18 protein-coding genes and 2 tRNA genes are annotated in these 17,898 nt (G+C 59.0%); 2 read left to right on the top strand and 18 right to left on the bottom strand.

The genetic code is table 11. The features are described 5' to 3' along the window. Positions 1 to 3: 3 nt before the first annotated feature. The 14 genes from ACR0C5_RS05625 to ACR0C5_RS05560 form a co-directional block, all read right to left on the bottom strand. Entirely contained in the window at positions 4 to 1,092 is a 1,089-nt protein-coding gene (locus ACR0C5_RS05625; RefSeq protein ID WP_480875155.1) for a M56 family metallopeptidase, read from the bottom strand. Further along, the gene (locus ACR0C5_RS05620; RefSeq protein ID WP_170769322.1) at positions 1,079 to 1,474 is read right to left on the bottom strand and encodes a BlaI/MecI/CopY family transcriptional regulator; all 396 of its coding nucleotides are present in this window, start codon (positions 1,472 to 1,474) and stop codon (positions 1,079 to 1,081) included. The genes ACR0C5_RS05625 and ACR0C5_RS05620 overlap by 14 nt, the downstream gene beginning before the upstream one ends. Before the next feature lie 66 nt (positions 1,475 to 1,540). Then, complete coding sequence (locus ACR0C5_RS05615) at positions 1,541 to 1,942, bottom strand: DUF2160 domain-containing protein (protein ID WP_170769323.1); 402 nt, start codon at positions 1,940 to 1,942, stop codon at positions 1,541 to 1,543. 8 nt (positions 1,943 to 1,950) lie between these two features. Further along, entirely contained in the window at positions 1,951 to 2,748 is a 798-nt protein-coding gene (locus ACR0C5_RS05610; protein WP_085807800.1) for a carbohydrate ABC transporter permease, read from the bottom strand. Continuing rightward, positions 2,745 to 3,608, bottom strand: a complete 864-nt coding sequence (locus tag ACR0C5_RS05605) for a carbohydrate ABC transporter permease (protein WP_085807799.1) — start codon at positions 3,606 to 3,608, stop codon at positions 2,745 to 2,747. The genes ACR0C5_RS05610 and ACR0C5_RS05605 overlap by 4 nt, the downstream gene beginning before the upstream one ends. Beyond that, positions 3,608 to 4,681, bottom strand: coding sequence for an ABC transporter ATP-binding protein (locus ACR0C5_RS05600; protein WP_480875151.1), 1,074 nt, complete (start codon positions 4,679 to 4,681; stop codon positions 3,608 to 3,610). Before ACR0C5_RS05600 ends, ACR0C5_RS05605 begins: the two co-directional genes overlap by 1 nt. Before the next feature lies 1 nt (position 4,682). Beyond that, complete coding sequence (locus ACR0C5_RS05595; protein ID WP_480503075.1) at positions 4,683 to 5,732, bottom strand: ABC transporter ATP-binding protein; 1,050 nt, start codon at positions 5,730 to 5,732, stop codon at positions 4,683 to 4,685. 81 nt (positions 5,733 to 5,813) lie between these two features. Continuing rightward, complete coding sequence (locus tag ACR0C5_RS05590) at positions 5,814 to 7,553, bottom strand: ABC transporter substrate-binding protein (protein ID WP_480875148.1); 1,740 nt, start codon at positions 7,551 to 7,553, stop codon at positions 5,814 to 5,816. A gap of 282 nt (positions 7,554 to 7,835) precedes the next feature. After that, positions 7,836 to 7,910 (bottom strand) — tRNA-Glu (locus ACR0C5_RS05585). Positions 7,911 to 7,932: 22 nt separating this feature from the next. Continuing rightward, a tRNA-Glu gene (locus ACR0C5_RS05580) sits at positions 7,933 to 8,007 on the bottom strand. Positions 8,008 to 8,105: 98 nt separating this feature from the next. Further along, complete coding sequence (gene recJ, locus ACR0C5_RS05575) at positions 8,106 to 9,848, bottom strand: single-stranded-DNA-specific exonuclease RecJ (protein WP_480875146.1); 1,743 nt, start codon at positions 9,846 to 9,848, stop codon at positions 8,106 to 8,108. 93 nt (positions 9,849 to 9,941) lie between these two features. Next, positions 9,942 to 10,922 (bottom strand): class II fructose-bisphosphatase, encoded by a 981-nt coding sequence (gene glpX, locus ACR0C5_RS05570; RefSeq protein ID WP_170769330.1) that lies wholly within the window; start codon positions 10,920 to 10,922, stop codon positions 9,942 to 9,944. A gap of 69 nt (positions 10,923 to 10,991) precedes the next feature. Beyond that, entirely contained in the window at positions 10,992 to 12,278 is a 1,287-nt protein-coding gene (locus ACR0C5_RS05565) for a homoserine dehydrogenase (protein ID WP_480875142.1), read from the bottom strand. 125 nt (positions 12,279 to 12,403) lie between these two features. Then, entirely contained in the window at positions 12,404 to 12,652 is a 249-nt protein-coding gene (locus tag ACR0C5_RS05560; protein ID WP_170769332.1) for a hypothetical protein, read from the bottom strand. A gap of 99 nt (positions 12,653 to 12,751) precedes the next feature. On the opposite strand from ACR0C5_RS05560, the gene ACR0C5_RS05555 reads away from it, so the two are divergent. After that, positions 12,752 to 13,348, top strand: a complete 597-nt coding sequence (locus tag ACR0C5_RS05555; protein WP_480875139.1) for a TetR/AcrR family transcriptional regulator — start codon at positions 12,752 to 12,754, stop codon at positions 13,346 to 13,348. On the opposite strand, the gene ACR0C5_RS05550 is transcribed toward ACR0C5_RS05555, so the two are convergent. After that, the gene (locus ACR0C5_RS05550; RefSeq protein WP_170769334.1) at positions 13,329 to 14,240 is read right to left on the bottom strand and encodes a pirin family protein; all 912 of its coding nucleotides are present in this window, start codon (positions 14,238 to 14,240) and stop codon (positions 13,329 to 13,331) included. The genes ACR0C5_RS05555 and ACR0C5_RS05550 overlap by 20 nt on opposite strands. Before the next feature lie 91 nt (positions 14,241 to 14,331). Here ACR0C5_RS05550 and ACR0C5_RS05545 point away from each other — a divergent pair, with 91 nt between their 5' ends. Then, complete coding sequence (locus ACR0C5_RS05545) at positions 14,332 to 14,895, top strand: hypothetical protein (RefSeq protein WP_331252068.1); 564 nt, start codon at positions 14,332 to 14,334, stop codon at positions 14,893 to 14,895. Here ACR0C5_RS05545 and ACR0C5_RS05540 read toward each other — a convergent pair. The 3 genes from ACR0C5_RS05540 to ACR0C5_RS05530 are packed head-to-tail and all read right to left on the bottom strand — an operon-like array spanning position 14,855 to position 17,617. Next, positions 14,855 to 15,451, bottom strand: coding sequence for a TadE/TadG family type IV pilus assembly protein (locus ACR0C5_RS05540; RefSeq protein ID WP_170769335.1), 597 nt, complete (start codon positions 15,449 to 15,451; stop codon positions 14,855 to 14,857). The two genes, ACR0C5_RS05545 and ACR0C5_RS05540, sit on opposite strands and share 41 nt — an antisense overlap. A 7-nt stretch (positions 15,452 to 15,458) precedes the next feature. Then, the gene (locus ACR0C5_RS05535) at positions 15,459 to 15,989 is read right to left on the bottom strand and encodes a TadE/TadG family type IV pilus assembly protein (protein WP_170769336.1); all 531 of its coding nucleotides are present in this window, start codon (positions 15,987 to 15,989) and stop codon (positions 15,459 to 15,461) included. Next, positions 15,986 to 17,617, bottom strand: a complete 1,632-nt coding sequence (locus ACR0C5_RS05530; protein ID WP_170769337.1) for a TadE/TadG family type IV pilus assembly protein — start codon at positions 17,615 to 17,617, stop codon at positions 15,986 to 15,988. The genes ACR0C5_RS05535 and ACR0C5_RS05530 overlap by 4 nt, the downstream gene beginning before the upstream one ends. Positions 17,618 to 17,898: the final 281 nt, after the last annotated feature.

Genomic DNA, 17,898 nt, shown 5'->3' with positions numbered 1-17,898 from the left:
GGATCAGTTGCCGCTGTTGCGAGCCTCGAGCCGTTCAAGGTTAACTACTGTCGACAGCATCAATCGGTCGTGGCTCCAATCCTCGGTCTGTTGCACGGAGGCGGCACCAAAACCCAGCACGGTTGCAAAGACCAGCGTCAGGCCCAGAAACAGCACCGGAGTGCCAGAGCGGACCGAGGGAGCCTCGGCCAGCGCCATCACCCGTTGGCGCAACACGCGCTTTGCTTTGCCTCCCGTGACCAGCGCGACATTCAGAACCCGAGGGCTGCCCTTGCGCACCGTGCGGGCGCAATAATCCAGCAGGCAAGCGGTATAGTCGCGCGCGTTGATCCCGCGGCGGGCAACTACGGATTGGTCGCAGGCCAGCTCGCGCAGACGGTCGAACTGATATTTCAGCACCAGATAGGCGGGGTTCCAGAACAGCAATGGGCGTAGAATTTCGAACCCCAGCTCCCACTCCACATCGCCCGCACGCACGTGCTGAAGCTCATGCGCCAGCGCAAAGCGCAATTCGCGCGGCGTGTCCAGCAGATGGCTGGGCAGGACAACATGGCGGCGACGAAGGCCGCGCACGGCAAAGGGCACGGCGATCCGGTCGGAGAGGCGTATATCGACCTTGGCCGAATGCCGCCACAAAAAGCTGGTCTGGATCGTTTCACGGATCGCCAGCCCATCGCGCAGGACGCGCACGGCATAGGCCGCAGCCATCACAACAACCAGACCGAAGATCGCGGACATAACCGGGTATGCACCGGAAACAAATACTTCGACCCAGCGTTCGCGTGTGTTCAAAAGCGCCTCGAATTGGGTCGCGGGCATGGCGATGTCGCCGCGCAGATAGGCGGCAACAGCGATGTCCCCCAAAGCAACGGTGCCATGGGCTGAGGTGAGTGCAAATGCCCCAATGGCCAGAACAGGGCTAAGAACGACGCAAAGGCACAGGGCCTTGAGCGCCTGAAGCTGCGCAACAAAGCCATATTGCAGCCGCGTCCGACCCATAATGGCCCGCACGACCAGCCACACCAGTGCCGCGAGGGCCAATACGATATTCCATTCCAGATACGCGTCGAGAACCGGTTTAACCGCCGTCATTGTGCAGTCTCCTTTCTACCAGTGCTCGAATTTCCTCCAGATCGGCTTCGCTCAGGCCCGCATCGTCTACCAGACGCGCCACCAGCGAGGCAGGCGTGTCATCGAACAATGTACGCGAGAGGTTCTGCAACGACCGTGCCTGATATTTGTCTTTCTCCAGCAGCGGCGTATAGATCAGCGTCTTGCCGTCCTTGCGGCTTTCGACAAAGCCTTTCTCGTCGAGAATCCGAAGGATGGTTGCGCCAGAGGTATAGGCCAGATTGCGTTCTGGAGGCAGACGATCAAGCACGTCACGGACCGAGCCCTGACCAAGTGCCCAGAGCTCATTCATGAACTCCAGCTCTACCTCGGTCAGAAGGTTTGTTGTCTTTTTCTTTCGCATCGGTCTTTCGTGTCGCATTTTTTAGTATGCCTGACAGACAAGCATCCTTTCGCTGTTTCGCAAAGCTCAAACTTTCCAGAAGACGAAGAATCCCCAGCCGATCGACAGGAAAAGCGGTGCCCAGACGGGCTGGCCAACCAATCCCAGCCAAGCAAGGAAGATATAGGCCGATCCCAATAGGGTGATGAACAGTCGATCCCCCAGCGTAGTGGTCAGGCCCAGAACGCCGCGCCGTTCGATCCCGTCGCGGAACTTGAACCCCTCCAGCACGCCGATCAGGGCGATGGCCGAAAAGATACCGACGAACAGCGCCAGCGTTGCGGGGGTCCAAGCCATCCAGAAATCGGGCCACAAGGGATCGGTCCAGGAAAACCCTTTTTCCTCCTGCTGGCCGACGCTGCCCCAACCGGCCTGCTGGGCAGCCGCCATCGAGGGTAGAAAGGGGAGGGTGAGAAGAAGTTTACGCATATCGAACCTCACACACGGCCCATCGCGAAACCACGCGCGATGTAGTTGCGGACAAACCAGATGACGATGGCGCCGGGAATGATGGTCAGTGTTCCGGCGGCTGCCAGCAGGCCCAATTCATACCCCGCGCTGGATGCAGTACGAGTCATCACGGCGGCGATGGGCTTGGCCTCTACCGCCGTAAGGGTTTTGGCCAGAAGCATCTCGACCCACGAGAACATGAAGCAGAAGAACGCCGCCACGCCGACGCCCGCCTTGATGTTGGGTAGGAAAATCGTCACGAAGAAGCGCGGGAAGGAATAGCCGTCGACATAGGCGGTTTCATCCAGTTCCTTTGGGATGCCGCGCATGAAGCCTTCCAGAATCCACACCGCCAGCGGCACGTTGAACAGCGTATGCGCCAGCGCCACGGCGAGATGCGTGTCAAACAGCCCGATGGAAGAATACAGCTGAAAGAAGGGCAGCGCGAACACCGCCGCCGGGGCCATCCGGTTGGTCAACAGCCAGAAGAACAGCTGCTTGTCGCCCAGAAACCGATAGCGCGAGAACGCATAGGCCGCAGGCAGGGCCACACAGACCGACAGCACCGTGTTCAGTGTTACGTAGATGATCGAGTTGATATAACCCCAATACCATGTCGGATCGGTGAAGATGGTGATGTAATTTTCCAGCGTAAAGGTCTGGGGGAATAGGGAAAAGCCCGACAGGATTTCGTTCGTTGTCTTGAAGGACATCGCCACCAGCCAATAGATCGGCAGCATCAGGAACGCGATATAGAGGATCGGGATAAGAGACCGCTTCTTCATTGCGCGTCATCCTTTGTCATCAGAGTGTAGAAGACCCAGCTGACCAGCAGCGTGATGGCGAAATATATCAGGCTCATCGCGGCTGCAGGGCCAAGGTCGAACTGTCCCAGCGCGATCTTCACAAGGTCGATCGACAGCAAGGTGGTTGAGTTGCCAGGGCCGCCTCCGGTCAGAACGAAGGGTTCTGTGTAGATGTTGAAACTGTCCATAAAGCGCAGCAGAACGGCGATGGTCAGAACGGTTTTCATCTTGGGCAGCTGGATATAGCGGAACACCGACCACGGGCTGGCACCGTCGATCTTGGCCGCTTGGTAGTAGGCATCCGGGATCGAAACGAGGCCCGCATAGCACAGCAGCACCACCAGCGACGTCCAGTGCCAGACATCCATGACGACGACCGTGATCCAAGCCGACAGAGGCTGTTGCGTCATGTCATAGTTGATGCCCAGAACATCATTCAGGAAGTAGCCCAGCAGGCCGATCTTGGGCAGGGTAAAGATGTTCCACATCGAGCCGACTACGTTCCACGGGATCAGCATCGGCAGGGCCATCAGGACCAGACAGACGGGCACCCAGAACCCTTTGCGGGGCATCGATAGGGCTACAATAATGCCCAGAGGCACCTCGATCAGCAGGATCAGGAAGGTAAAGAGGAACTGCCGACCGAGGGCCGCTTGGAACCGATCTGAACGCAAAATTTGCTCGAACCAGCCAAGACCTTCCCAGAAGAACTGGTTGTTGCCAAAGGTTTCCTGCACCGAGTAGTTGACCACCGTCATCATCGGCACCAGCGCGTTGAATGCGACCAGCGCGAGTACCGGCAGGACAAAGAACCACGCTTTTTGGTTTTCCGTTCTCATCAGCTGCGTTCCTCGGTTGCGATCCAGCCGTCGCGGTAGACGCGGGATTGTTCAGGTTTGAATTGCAGGAAGACCTGCGAGCCCGGCTCGGGCACACTGTGTTCGGTTACGGCTTTCAGGGCGGTATTTCCAACCATGGCGCTGACCACGTAGTGGCGGCCGATGTCGGAAACCTTGGTCACATGCGCCGGGATGCCGGTATCGCCAAAGCCCACATATTCGGGGCGGATACCCAGGTCGGTGCGGCCTCCGTCGCCATGGGTGGGGCCTTCCAGCATGACCTCGTGGCCTTCGAAAACCGCGCGGTCACCTTTGGCTTCGCAGGGTAGGACATTCATGCCGGGGGAGCCGATGAAGTGACCCACAAATGTGTGCTGAGGGCGCTCGAACAGTTCAACCGGTGTGCCGATCTGCACCACTTCGCCTTCCTGCATCACCACGACTTCGTCGGCGAAGGTCAGGGCCTCGGTCTGGTCATGGGTCACGTAGATCATCGTGGCTTTGACCCGCTGGTGCAGCTCTTTCAGCTTGGACCGCAGTTTCCATTTCAGATGCGGGTCGATCACGGTCAGCGGTTCGTCAAACATCACTGCATTCACGTCATCGCGGACCAGTCCACGCCCCATCGAGATTTTCTGCTTGTTGTCCGGGCTGAGGCCGCTGGCGCGGGTGCTCAGCATATCCGTGACATCCAGCATTTCGGCGATCTCATCGACCCGGCGTTTGATCGTTGCCGGGTCAACCCCCCGGTTTTTCAGCGGAAAAGCCAGGTTTTCGCCCACTGTCATCGTGTCGTAGATCACCGGGAACTGGAACACCTGCGCAATGTTGCGCTGATCGGGGGGCAGGGCGGTCACATCCCGATCATCGAATAAGATTTGCCCTTCGGACGGGGGCAGAAGGCCCGAGATGATGTTCAGCAAGGTGGACTTGCCGCAGCCCGACGGCCCCAGCAGCGCATAGGCCCCGCCATCGCGCCATGTGACGTCGATTTCCTTCAGCGCAAAATCTTCGGGGCCTTTCGGCGCGGGCATATAGCTGTGTCGCAGATTGGAAAGTTTGATCTGTGCCATGTCAGGCCACCCTTTTGCCGTCTTGGCCGAAATACCGGCAATGCGCCGGGTTCAAGTAGAAACTGTGATCCTCGCCGACTTGATAGGGATGCACGCCAGCCGCCAGGGAAACCCAATCATCCGATCCATGGCGGAAATGCGCGCTGGAATCTGATCCCGACAGCTCGGTCACAATGACCCGGCCGGTCAGTTCAACATCCGCATCCGATGTGCGGAACGGCGTCACCCGGTGCGGGCGCACGGCGACCATGTAGTCTCCATCGGCCATATCCGAGACGGCCCAGCCTCCGCCACCTGCCAGTTGCGCTTGAGCGCCGGACACGGTGATGTGGGCCACGTTGATCGGTGGGTCCGAGAACACACGCGCGGCGGCGATGTTTTCGGGATTGCGATAGATATCTGCTGTCGGGCCGAACTGCGTGACGCGACCATCCTCCATCAATGCGGTGTAGCCACCCAGCAGCAGCGCCTCTTCGGGTTCCGAGGTGGCATAGACCACCACGGCGCCGCGCCCTGCGAACAGGTCGGGCAGTTGTTCGCGCAATTCTTCGCGCAGTTTGTAGTCGAGGTTGGCCAGCGGCTCGTCCAGAAACACCGCGCGGCTTTCCTTGGCAATCGCGCGGGCGAGAGCTGTACGCTGTTGCTGACCACCCGACAGCTCATGCGGGCGGCGGTGCAGCATGGGGCGCAGTTGCAGCAGGTCGGCGGCCTCTTCCACGCGGCCTTCGATCTCGGATTGCGCCATGCCCGCCACGCGCAGGGGTGATGCGATATTGTCGAAAACAGTCATATGCGGGTAGTTCACAAAGAACTGGTGCACCAGGCTGATTTGTCGCTTTTGCGTGTTCAGCCGGGTCACATCCTGCCCATCCATCAGCACTTTGCCCGAGGCCATCGGATCCAGCCCGGCCATCATCTTGATCAGAGAGGTCTTACCTGATCCCGTCGCGCCCAGCAGCACATTGAAATGGCCGGTCTGCAGCGTCAGGTTGGTTGGCTTGATATGGATAACATTGCCAACCCGCTTGGTGGCGTCTTGAAGTTCGATCATGTCCGTGGGTTCCGGTCCTTCAGTGCGGCGCACTGGTCGTGGGGTGGGGATGCCGCGCACGGCACCCCCGGTTGCATTGGCTTAGTTGGCCTGCCAGCGCGCAACCAGCTCGTCATAGTTGACGGTCTGGCCCTGCGGCTTTTCGTTGTCCAACTTGGCCTTAGGCGAACCGGCTTTTTCCAGCCAGAAGGCAGGGTCCTGCGGCTCATTCAGGCGCGGGCCACAGCCGCCATAGACGTTGGCGGCCTCATCGGCGGCCTGCATCCGGGACATGGTGATGTCCATTTCCTCGGCCAGACGATCCATCGCCTCTTGCGGGGTGAAGGCGCCCGAGTTCACGTCACCGATCTGCTGCCACCAGATCTGGGCCAGCTTCGGATAGTCCGGAACATTGATGCCGGTCGGCGACCATGCCACACGATCGGGCGAGCGGTAGAACTCGACCAGACCACCTAGCTTGGGTGCGCGTTCGGTGAAGGACTCGTGGTTGACCGAGCTGTCGCGGATGAAGGTCAGACCCACGTGGGACTTCTTCACATCAACAGTCTTGGACGTCACGAACTGAGCGTACAGCCACGCGGCCTGGGCACGATCCGAGGGGGTCGATTTGAGGAACGTCCAGGAGCCCACGTCCTGATAACCAACCTTCTGACCTTCTTCCCAGTAGGGGCCATGCGGGCTGGGCGCCATCCGCCACAGCGGCGTGCCTTCGTCATCCACGGTGTTGTTGCCTTCGGACTTCGGCTTGACCATGTCGGCGGTAAAGGCGGTGTACCAGAAGATCTGCTGGGCCACGTTGCCTTGGCTGAGCGCCGGCAGCGACTGGTAGAAGTCATAAGACGCTGCACCCGGAGGCGCATAGTTCCGCAGCCACTCATCCCATTTGCGGATCGCATAAACCGCAGCCGGGCCGTTTGCAGCACCACCACGCGAAACGGACGCACCAACTGGGTTACAGGTGCCCGCTTCCATGCGGATGCCCCATTCGTCGACGGGAACGCCGTTCGGCTCACCTACGTCGCCTGCGCCGGCCATCGAGAGCCACGCGTCAGTCATACGCCACCCAAGGTCAGGCGCACGTTTGCCGTAATCCATGTGGCCATAGATCGCCACACCATCGACTTCTTTCACGTCGTTGGTGAAGAACTCGGCGATGTCTTCGTAGGCTGACCAGTTGACCGGAACGCCTAGGTCATAGCCATACTTCTCTTTGAACGCGGCCTTGTTGGCCTCATCATCGAACCAGTCCTTGCGGAACCAGTAGAGGTTCGCGAACTGCTGGTCGGGCAGCTGGTACAGGTTACCGTCCGGGCCAGTGGTGAACTGAATACCCATGAAGTCATCCAGATCCAATGTCGGCGATGTGGTCGCCGCCCAGTCACCTGCCATCTGTTCGGTCAGGTTATAGGCCAGTTGCAGGCGCGAGTGCGTGCCGATCAGGTCGCTGTCATTGACGTAACCGTCATACAGGTTCCGGCCGGTCTGCATCTGGGTCTGCACGGCCTGAACCACTTCGCCCTCACCGAGGATCTGGTGGTTTACCTTGATGCCGGTGATCTCCTCGAATGCCTTGGTCAGCACCTCGGATTCATAGGAATGGGTCGGGATGCCCTCGGACAGGACGTTGATCTCCATGCCCGCATAGGGTTGTGCAGCTTCGATGAACCATTTCATCTCACCCATCTGTTCGTCTTTCGACAGGGTCGATGGCTGGAATTCGTCGTCGATCCAACGTGTTGCTGCGGCTTCGTCGGCCCAAGCGGTACCGTGCCCCGCAATGACGGCTGCTGCCGCCACGGCGGAAAGTAGATGTCTCCGCATCTGTCTCCTCCCAAAGATTATGGTTTCCGGCGCGAACCGGATGGCGAGGAGCATCGGCGATTTTTTGCATATGTGTCAAACTAAATTTTTAGTAAATGAAATTGACGTCGTATAATGCGCTGAAAAAAAACACTTTTCAAGCTATTGCGAGCGCAGTCACAAGACAGACAAAAGGCTGAGAGGTGGTTTGCCGCAACTGTGAGTTCGGGTTTGTTGTTGAAATCGATTCCCAGACATCCAAAGCGAAACCGGCGGACTGCACGGCGAAAAAGAGGGGGAAAATGGCAGCCCGTAGGGGAATCGAACCCCTCTTTCCAGGTTGAAAACCTGGCGTCCTAACCGATAGACGAACGGGCCATTTAAGCCGAACAAGCACAAGTGGCAGCCCGTAGGGGAATCGAACCCCTCTTTCCAGGTTGAAAACCTGGCGTCCTAACCGATAGACGAACGGGCCACGCTTGCTTGTGGAGGGCCTTTTACGGTTAACCTACACCCCCCGCAAGCCGAAAAATGCAGGGAGGGACAAGTTTTTTGGCGGGGTCGGGCGCGGGCCTAATTTGCCTCAGCTGCGTCCTCCAACCGAAGCTGCACGGATTGCCGTCCGCCCCACGTATTAACCTCGAGCCGCCCAGCAAAATGGAACCGAGCGCCACCGTGGTTGGACAGTTTTTCCCCGATTGGCCCGTCGAACGCACCGAACGCGATGGCGTCCAGACCGCTGCCCACACCATCGGACAGGGACAGTTTCAGATGTGACTCGCCTACGCGTTTGGCAAAGCGCACTTGCAGATCGGGCAGAGCATAGCGTGGGGCAGGGGCGCTGGCGCCAAATGGGCCAGCTTTTTCGATCTGTTCGATCAGGTCCACTGTGGCGGCACCCGGCATCAATGTGCCGTCCAGTTTCAGGTCCGCCGGGCCGCCTTCGCCCGCGCCCTGTTTGGCCAATAGTTCCGACAACCGCGCCATCGCCGGTTCCAGCTGATCGCGCATCACGGTTAGCCCTGCAGCCATCTTGTGCCCGCCACCTTTGAGCAGCAGCCCTTCGGCAGCCAGACGCTGGATCGAAGCCCCCAGATCGACGCCCGAAACCGAGCGACCCGAGCCCTTGCCTTCATCCCCGTCAAAGCCGATCACGATGGCTGGGCGGTTCGCGGCCTCTTTCAGACGCGACGCAACGATGCCAACGACGCCGGGATGCCAGCCCTCACCGGCGGCCCAGACCAAAGGCGCGTCCAGCCCGCGCTCCTCGGCCTGTTCCATGGCGGCTGCGCGTACGGTGTTTTCGATATCGCGGCGCTCGGTATTCAGTTCGTCCAAGCGCTGCGACAGGGCCTCGGCCTCGTGCATGGAATCGGTGCTGAGCAATCGCGCACCCAAATCGGCCTGACCGATCCGCCCCCCGGCATTCACGCGGGGGCCCAGCAGGAACCCTAGATGATAACTGTTCGGGGCCGAATCCATCCGCGCCACGTCCGACAGGGCCACCAGACCGGGCCGCTGCCGTTGGGCCATCACCTTCAACCCCTGACGCACCAGTGCGCGGTTCGCCCCGATCAGAGGAGCGACATCTGCCACGGTCGCCAGCGCCACCAAATCCAGCAGCGAGATCAAGTCCGGTCCCTTAACCCCGGCCTCACGCAGTTGCCGCCCGGCCTCGACCAGCATCAAGAACACCACGCCAGCCGCACACAGATAGCCCAGATCGCCGCTTTCATCCTGCCGGTTCGGGTTCACCACGGCCACGCATTCGGGCAGGGTCTCACCCCCCAAATGGTGATCCAAAACGATCACATCCGCATCCTTGGCTGCCGCGATCGGTTCATGGCTCAGCGTGCCGCAATCGACACAGATAATCAGATCGTGCTGCGCCGCCAACTCCTGCATTGCGGGTACATTGGGGCCATAGCCCTCATCAATTCGGTCGGGCACGTACAGCGTCGCCTGCAACCCCATCTGCCGCAGCCAGACCAGCAACAAGGCGGCTGAGCTACCGCCATCCACATCATAATCCGCAAAAACAGCAATCCGCTGCTTGTCCCGCACTGCCGTCAGGAACCGGGTGGCTGCGGTTTCCATATCCTTCATGTCGCGCGGATCGGGCAGCAGTTCTTTCAGCTTTGGCTCCAGGAAACCGGGGGCCTCCATCGCGGGAACGCCACGGCGCGCCAGCACTTGGCAAACAGCACGCGGCAGCCCAGCCTGTTGCACCAGCATCTCGGTTGCGCGTTCCACATCCGCCGAGGGGCCGACCCACCGCCGCCCGGACAAAGACTGTTCAACCCCAAGAAAGCTCATGACCCGCCCCTGATATGCCAAGGCCGGATACCTTTCGGACCCGGCCCTTCTTCTCGTTCAAAATACGACCGCCGGAGGCCGCGGCGCAAGCCGCTAGTTGTCGTGCGACCACAGAGGGGTGCGATAGGACATGCGCCGAACCGATCCGGTCTTGGAGCGCATCAGCAGGGTGGTGGTTTCCAGCCAACCCGGCTCGCGCTTAATGCGCGGCAACAGCGACCCGCCGGTCACGCCGGTTGCGGCGAAAATCACGTCGGCTGTCACCATCTCATCGCGTGCGTAGATACGGTCCAGATCGGTGATGCCCGCCTTGGCCGCGCGGCCGCGTTCGTCATCGTTGCGGAACAGCAGGCGGCCAAAGATCTGACCACCCATGCATTTCAAGGCCGCTGCAGCCAGCACACCCTCGGGCGCGCCGCCTTGGCCCATATACATGTCGATGCCGGTCTCTTCACTTTCGGCGCAATGCATCACACCGGCCACGTCACCATCGGTGATCAGACGGATTGAGGCGCCGGTCTCGCGGACTTCGGCGATCATCGCCTCGTGCCGGGGGCGTTCCAGAATGCAGACGGTAATGTCGGCAGGCGCGCAGCCCTTGGCTTTGGCCAGAGCCTCGACCCGTTCGCGCGGGCTCATGTCCAGATTCACGACGCCTTCGGGATAGCCCGGACCCACGGCCAGCTTGTCCATGTAAACGTCGGGCGCATGCAGCATCGAGCCGCGGGGGCCCATCGCAATCACGGTCAGCGCGTTGGGCATGTCCTTGGCGGTCAGGGTGGTGCCTTCCAGCGGGTCCAGCGCGATGTCCACGCCGGGGCCATTACCGGTACCGACCTCTTCACCGATATAAAGCATCGGCGCTTCGTCCCGCTCGCCTTCGCCGATGACCACGACGCCTGCGATATCTAGCAGGTTCAACTGTTCGCGCATCGCGTTGACCGCTGCCTGATCGGCTGCCTTCTCGTCACCACGTCCCACCAGCGAGGCAGAGGCCAGAGCAGCCTGTTCCGCAACCCGCGCCAGGCCCAGCGACAGCAGTCGGTCGTTGAAATCAATCTTGGCAGCACTCATTTTCACTATCCTCAGGTCAGTATAGGCGTTTTCTTGGGCATAGCCTGCGGCCTAGGCAGGCCGCAAGGGTCAAACCTCTTCAATGCGCAGCGCGACCGGTTCGCCCGATACCACATCGGTGTCGCGGAACCCGTCCAGCGCCACATCCAGCGTGGCCCGTGTTGTTTTATGCGTTACGATCAGGACCGGCGCGGTGCTGTCCGAGTGGCCATATTGGCGCATCCGGTCGATCGACACACCGGCATCGCCCAGAATGGCAGCCACTTTCGCCAGCGCGCCGGGTTTGTCGAACAGCGCAAGACGCAGGTAGTAAGGGGCAGGCAGGCCGGTGATCGCCGGTGCCGCATCCTGCAACGAGGTCGCGGGCCGGCCAAAGGTCGGGATTTGCAACCCTCGCGCCAGATCGCAGACATCGCCCATCACGGCACTAGCCGTGGGGCCTTCGCCCGCGCCGGGGCCGCGCAGAACGACTTGGTCAACTGAGTCGCCCTCGATCACCACCATGTTGGTGCCGCCTTCCAGTTGTCCCAGCGCCGAGCCGCTGGGTACAAGGCAGGGCTGCATCCGTTGGACCAGCCCTCGCGCGGTTTTCTGTGCGACGCCGAGCAGCTTGATGCGATAGCCCATATCGTCGGCCTGGTGGATGTCATCGAGGCTGATCTGCTGAATGCCCTCAATCTCGATCCCGTCGAAGTTGGGTTTGGTGCCGAAGGCAATCGACGACAGCAGCGCCAGTTTATGCGCTGCATCGATGCCGCCGACATCCAGATTTGGATCAGCTTCGAGGTACCCCAGCTGGGCGCATTCTTCGAACAGGGCGTTATAGCCCAGCTCCTGCGATTGCATCCGGGTCAGAATATAGTTGCAGGTGCCGTTCATCACGCCCATGACGCGGGTGATTTCATTGCCTGCAAGACCTTCGGTCAGGGATTTGATCACGGGAATACCGCCTGCAACGGCGGCCTCGAACCGGATCACGCGCCCGGCGGCTTCGGCCTTTTCGGCCAGCTCTTGCCCGTGGATCGCCAGCAGCGCTTTGTTTGCGGTTACGACATCTTTGCCACTGGCCAGCGCCGCCTCGACCGAGGCTTTGGCGGGGCCGTTTTCACCGCCCATCAGTTCAACATAGACGTCGATATCGTCCCGCTGCGCCAGGGCAACCGGGTCGGTTTCCCACGCATAGCCCGACAGGTTCACGCCGCGATCCTTGGACGCGTCGCGCGCCGATACGGCGGTGATTTCAATGGGGCGGCCAGTACGCGCTTGCAGCAAATCCGCATGTTGGCGCACGATCTTGACGACACCCACGCCGACCGTTCCCAAGCCCGCAATTCCAAGCCGCAGCGCCTGTGTCATCCCGTGGGTTCCTTTCGCTCGAATTCATCGCCTTTTGGGCCTTGCCCGTTCTCCGCTGCCTTAGCGGGTTCGGCGCAAGGGTGCAATGCGTCCCGAACCGGGCCAACAAGGGATTTTGACGACGTTCAGTTGATTTCTGCGTTCTGCAGTTGATCCGCCTTGTTTTCCAGCGCTTCGCGGCGGGCGTTCAGCTCTTCTTCGACCTCGGCGGCTTCGCTGACGGGGTCGACTGGCGGGCCCAGATTCTGCTGCAACGCGATCAGCTTGGGATAGCGTGCCTTTTTCACGTTGGTGGGTTCCTCTCCCTCCAATTCCGGGAAGTTTGCACAGGCTGCGCAAGCCAGCACAGCGATCAGAAATGGCAGGGGTTTCATTCAGAACCCTTTCGAACAGGACTGCTCCAGTGATGCCTCTTTTGCGACGGCGGTTCAAGCGGGGTTCTATCTGAACATCTGTTCAGATATTGTTGAGTTATGGCACGCACGCAAGGTTCACATTCCGATATCACTGGCCCCCGCATTCGCAAGGCGGCGCTGGCTTTGTTTGCTCGCCACGGCTATGCAGCGGTGTCGATGCGCCAGATCGCGGCCGAAGTTGGTGTGCAGGCCGGTGCGCTGTATAACTACACACCCGACAAGCAGAGCCTTCTATACAGGCTGATGTCCGACCACATGCAGGACCTTCTGACAGCCTATGACGCGCTGGATCCCGCAGGTGATGCCATTGAGGCCCTGCGCCGCTTTGTCGGCTTCCATATCCGGTTTCACCTGCAACGCCCCGATGAGGTCTTCATCGCCTATATGGAACTGCGCAATCTGACTCCCGAGAATTTTGCCGAGATTGAGGCTCTGCGCCGCAGCTATGAGGATTCGCTGGAGACAATTCTGCAAGACGGTCAGCGGGCAGGGCAGTTTGACATCGCGGATACCAAGATCGCCACGTTGGCCGTGATTGCAATGCTGAATGGCGTGATGACCTGGTATCGCGCGGGCGGGCGTTTGTCGCTGGACGAGGTCGAGCGGATTTATTGGGATATGGTGCGACGCTCGGTCAGTGCGCGGGGCGAATGAAGGTGCCGTTTTGCAGCTCTCGAAAGGCCTGCTCCAGTTCGGCGCGCGTGTTCATGACGATGGGTCCGTGCCACGCCACCGGCTCGTCGATCGGAGCACCTGAGATCAGCAGGAAACGGACCCCATCCGGCCCGGCCTGAACCGTGACCTCATCCCCGGTTCCAAACCGCACCAATGTGCGATCGCCGGACATGTCGCGGATATTGACCTCTTGCCCTGCGACCTCTTTCTCCAGCAAGACGCCAGTGGGTTGCGAGGCATCGGCGAAGGCCGCCTGTCCCTGAAACACATAGGCAAAAGCGCGGCGATAGGTGTCGACGCGAAAGGTCTTTTTCACGCCCGCCGGGATCTGGATATCGAGATATTGCGGGTCAGCGGCGATGCCGTCTACCGGGCCGGTTTTGCCCCAGAACTCACCAACAATGACGCGAACCTTGGTGCCGTCATCATCCGTGATTTCGGGGATCTCTTTGCTTTCCACATCCTGGTACCGCGGTGCCGTCATTTTCTGGGCTGAGGGCAGGTTGCCCCACAGTTGAAACCCGTGCATCTGCCCAGAGCTGTTTCCTTTGGGCATTTCCTGATGCAGAATGCCGGACCCGGCGGTCATCCATTGTACGTCGCCCGCGCCCAAGGTGCCGGTGTTGCCCAGAGAATCCGAATGCTCGACCGTGCCGGACAGCACATAAGTGATCGTCTCTATCCCGCGGTGGGGGTGCCATGGAAAACCGGCCATGTAGTCCTGAGGACGTTCATTTCGGAAATCATCGAAGAGCAGGAAGGGGTCCAATTCGGACGGGTCCTGAAACCCGAATGCGCGGTGCAATTTGACGCCCGCGCCTTCCATCGTTGGCATGGCTTTTCTGGTCTCCAGCGTGGGTCTAAGCGACATATGGGCCTCCTGTATCCTATGCGAACCATGTATCGCGCGGGTAAGGTTCGTCAATTTGCAGTCGGGCACGGGACCTGTGCGCAAAAATGCAATGCACCGCCCTCTGTCCTTCGTCAGCGAAAGCGGCTACATCCGGTCAAACGAACGCGGGGATATGACGATGCAGCAAGAGGTACTGGCCACTGTAAGGGCTTCAACACCAAGACGTTGGCTTGGCGTTGGCATGTTGGCTGTGGTTGGGGCGCTGGTTCTCTATGTGGCAGCGGCAACCCCGCCAGAGCCGGCCTGGCAGGTGTTTCTGGTCTTGGTTGGGATCGCGGCATTCTGGCTGGCGCACCGTATGTGGACTGCAACTGCCGACTGGATCGAGTTGACCAAAACCGAGATGCGTACAGGGTCAGGGCGCGTTATCGCTTATGTCGACAGTATCGAGGCCGTGGATCGCGGGGTCTTTGCGTTCAAGCCCTCAAACGGCTTTTTGGTTCGCACGAAAGAGGGTCAGGCGAACGCCTGGGCACCGGGACTTTGGTGGCGTCTAGGCCGTCGGGTTGGCATCGGCGGCATGACATCCGCCGCCGAAACCAAATTCATGTCTGAGGCGCTTTCTATCTTGCTTATGAACAGACCGGCTGAGGGCCAAGGTTCTGCGCAATAGCGTTCGTAAAACGCGGACGAGTGAATACAAAATTTTCGAAGGTTGAATCGTCGCTTACCCAATCCCCGATGACTGCGGCGCCACCAAAGGCCGGATCGAAGTCATTTGAGGTTTCAACGATGATAAGTGTGTCCTGATCCGGCATCGGCGGCAAAGAGCCGCTAATGCTGGTGATGTTGTCATTGTCCAATTGATCGCAGAAGCCGCGAATGGCAGACCATTCAACATAATGTCGTGCATCGCCTTCATCATACCTGACCAGCGAAATACGAACACGTAGTGGCGTACCATTGTCGACCATACGCTCCATCAATTCCTGCATGGAGTCTACGTATGTATCCGTAACCTCTGACGTTTCCCTCGAGATCAGATCTCCAACGGTATAGGCGGCCCGAAGGTTGGCGGCGCTTTGCCGGAAACCGTCGAAAAACGTGTAGGTGCCGGTGACCGTCCAGAACAGCATCGGAAAGACCAGAACAGCCTCGACCGACAGGGCGCCGCGTTCGTCACGGGCTTTGCGGTTTAATAGGTTTCGAACTTTTGCAAGCAGGGACATGGGACTATCAAGGCTCCTGAACAAATGCTGTGGTGGCGGTCAGAGCGATCTGGCCCCTGTCGTCAGACAAAGCGCGGCCCATCAACGAAGTGGGGAATACGGGGTCCACTTTGGCACAGGCCCGCAAAATCATCAGCTCGTTTGACAGGCCCGGTGTAAACTCGCGCACAGGTCTGGCTTCTTCCGAGTTGTCGGTGCAGTCAGGCGTTTGCGGCAAGACAACTCCGGTGAATGCGCTCTGCACTATCATCTCAAGACGCATGTTGTCTTGGCAGTTCTTGATAACCAGGGTCCGTTCGCAGATCGAATCCTTGATGGAATCATGTGTAGGGGCCGTGCCGGTTCCCAAGCGCACGTCCCTTACGGATTGATCCACAGCGCGTTCCAACATCGCCTGCTGGAGCGTGACCAGCGAATACTCCGTCGCGCTCAGGATGAAGAAGATGAATGCAGGAAACAGGAGTGCGAATTCGAGTGTGATCGATCCGTTTTCAGACTTTCTAAAAAGCCGTAGTTTTTTGAATGCTCGATGTGTCATTGAGTCAACCTCAACTTTTTGATCGACGATGCGATCGAGGCGAATGCCTCTTCCAAAGAGATACCTTCGGGATCATCAAACTCGTCGACTTCATAGACATGGCTGTCGGAACTTGCGCAATTCTTGATCGTAGTCAGACCCGCCGCGGGGGCTTCAAAGGCGATACCGTAGATAATCGTGCCCTTGTTCTTGGCCGCGGCGCAGATATTGGTTGTGCGCGTATTCTTGCTGGACGCCCCTGTCGAGCGGAAGGCGTTGTTGTACCAGTTGGTGCGGTGGTTGTTCTGCCAGCGGTAGTTGTTTACCGCGTTCCAGTACAGGGATGCCTGATTAAACAGTTGGGGGTATGTCAGGCGAGTGGCCCGACCTGGTTCGTTGTCACCAAAAGGGTGATCGCGGAAAACGCCTTGGCGTGTCCAGAAATAAGTGGGCGGGTTGCTGGAAACGCGGGTGCTGTATTCACCTCGTTGGCCGTTGAAATGAACGTAGTTGGGGTTGTACCAGACGTTCGAGTTACCGCTGCGCAGGTCCGAGCGTAAACGGAATTGCGAGGTGTTCTGGCCGTCGGTCATAACAATCACGATTTTCAGAACATCTTCTTCGTATCCCAGCGGGCGGTTGCTGAATTTTGCCGGGACGTTGCCGTCGGTCGACAGATCGCTGACGACATCTTGGAAGGCAGGGTCCAGCAATGCCGTACCCCATTTCATGCCGACGTCAATCGAGGTGTTCCCGGTCGCCGTCAGGGCATCAATTCGGTTGTGCAATACGGTAATGTCGTCCGTGACAGGCGTAATCTCGCTCCCAGCGCGGACCGGGCAAACAGGGGCACTGATCGGGTTTTCCGAGTTCGTGAAAACGTCGAAATGTCCGGTGCGTTCCAACGCCGTTGCCGGGTCAAGGGCTGCTTGCTGGAACTGAGTCGAAGTGAAGTTAACGCAATGCGAAAAGCTGTGCTCGCTTGAGACATTGGTGAACTTGTCCAAAATGTCAGCACCCGCGTTCACCTGAGTGGCATAGGGGATGATTGACATCGAAATCTCGCTGCCTTCCTGCTTTTGCAGCATCAGCGTGACAAATTCCTTTGCCGCATCCCTGAGAACCTCAATCTTGGTCTTGTTTGGTTCGGCTGAATCTTCGTTCATGGACCCGGACATATCCAGAACCAACGAGATTTCGACAGCGCCGATGGATTCCTCGGCGGTACTTGCCGCAACGGCCGTGAGTTGTTTGACACCCGAGAACCGCATGAAATGAGTGGGAACGACGGTCTGCGCCCTGGCAGAAACTCGACGAGACCCTAAGCCTTCCTCGACAACGGGTTCTCCGACCAGTTTATCTCCAAGCCCGGCCTTTTCCAGATAAGAAACCACGACCGCTTTCGGAGGCAGTTGCTGATCAAGATCCGCGGCTGCCAGAACGGCGCGGTCCAACGTGGACTGAAGGTTCGCGCGATCTCGCTCAAAGTTCATCAGGTCAACGCCCATACCGGTCGTTGCCAAAATGACAAGGAAACCCAGCAGCACAAAAATAGTGAATGCACCGTCTTCTCGCTGCGCGAAATGACGAGCTAAAGGAATTTGTCGACCAAAAAACGTTTTGCCGCCGTGACGTGCGTGTTCAATCATTATGCAGACCTCGTTGAGCAGACATCCCAAGCTGCTAGGAAAAAGTTAACGCATGGAAATTACTGGTGAAACGTGGCGGGAATTGGGCGAAACGGCCCCCCTTTAGGCCCTTTTGGGGGCAAATGGAGGATAATTTATCGAACACGTGTCGCTCTGTTTTCCCGCTGGCGACAATCGCGTTGGCGCTGAAGATCCCTCGCGACTCAGCGGGGGTTCAACAAGATGTGCAGAAAATTTCGACTTTTATTTCTGCTTAAATATTGATCGTTTAAGTAAGGGGT

The organism is Ruegeria sp. N8, assembly GCF_056531325.1.
Note: the sequence above shows the minus strand (reverse complement) of the source record. Positions and strands in the feature narration are given on the sequence as shown.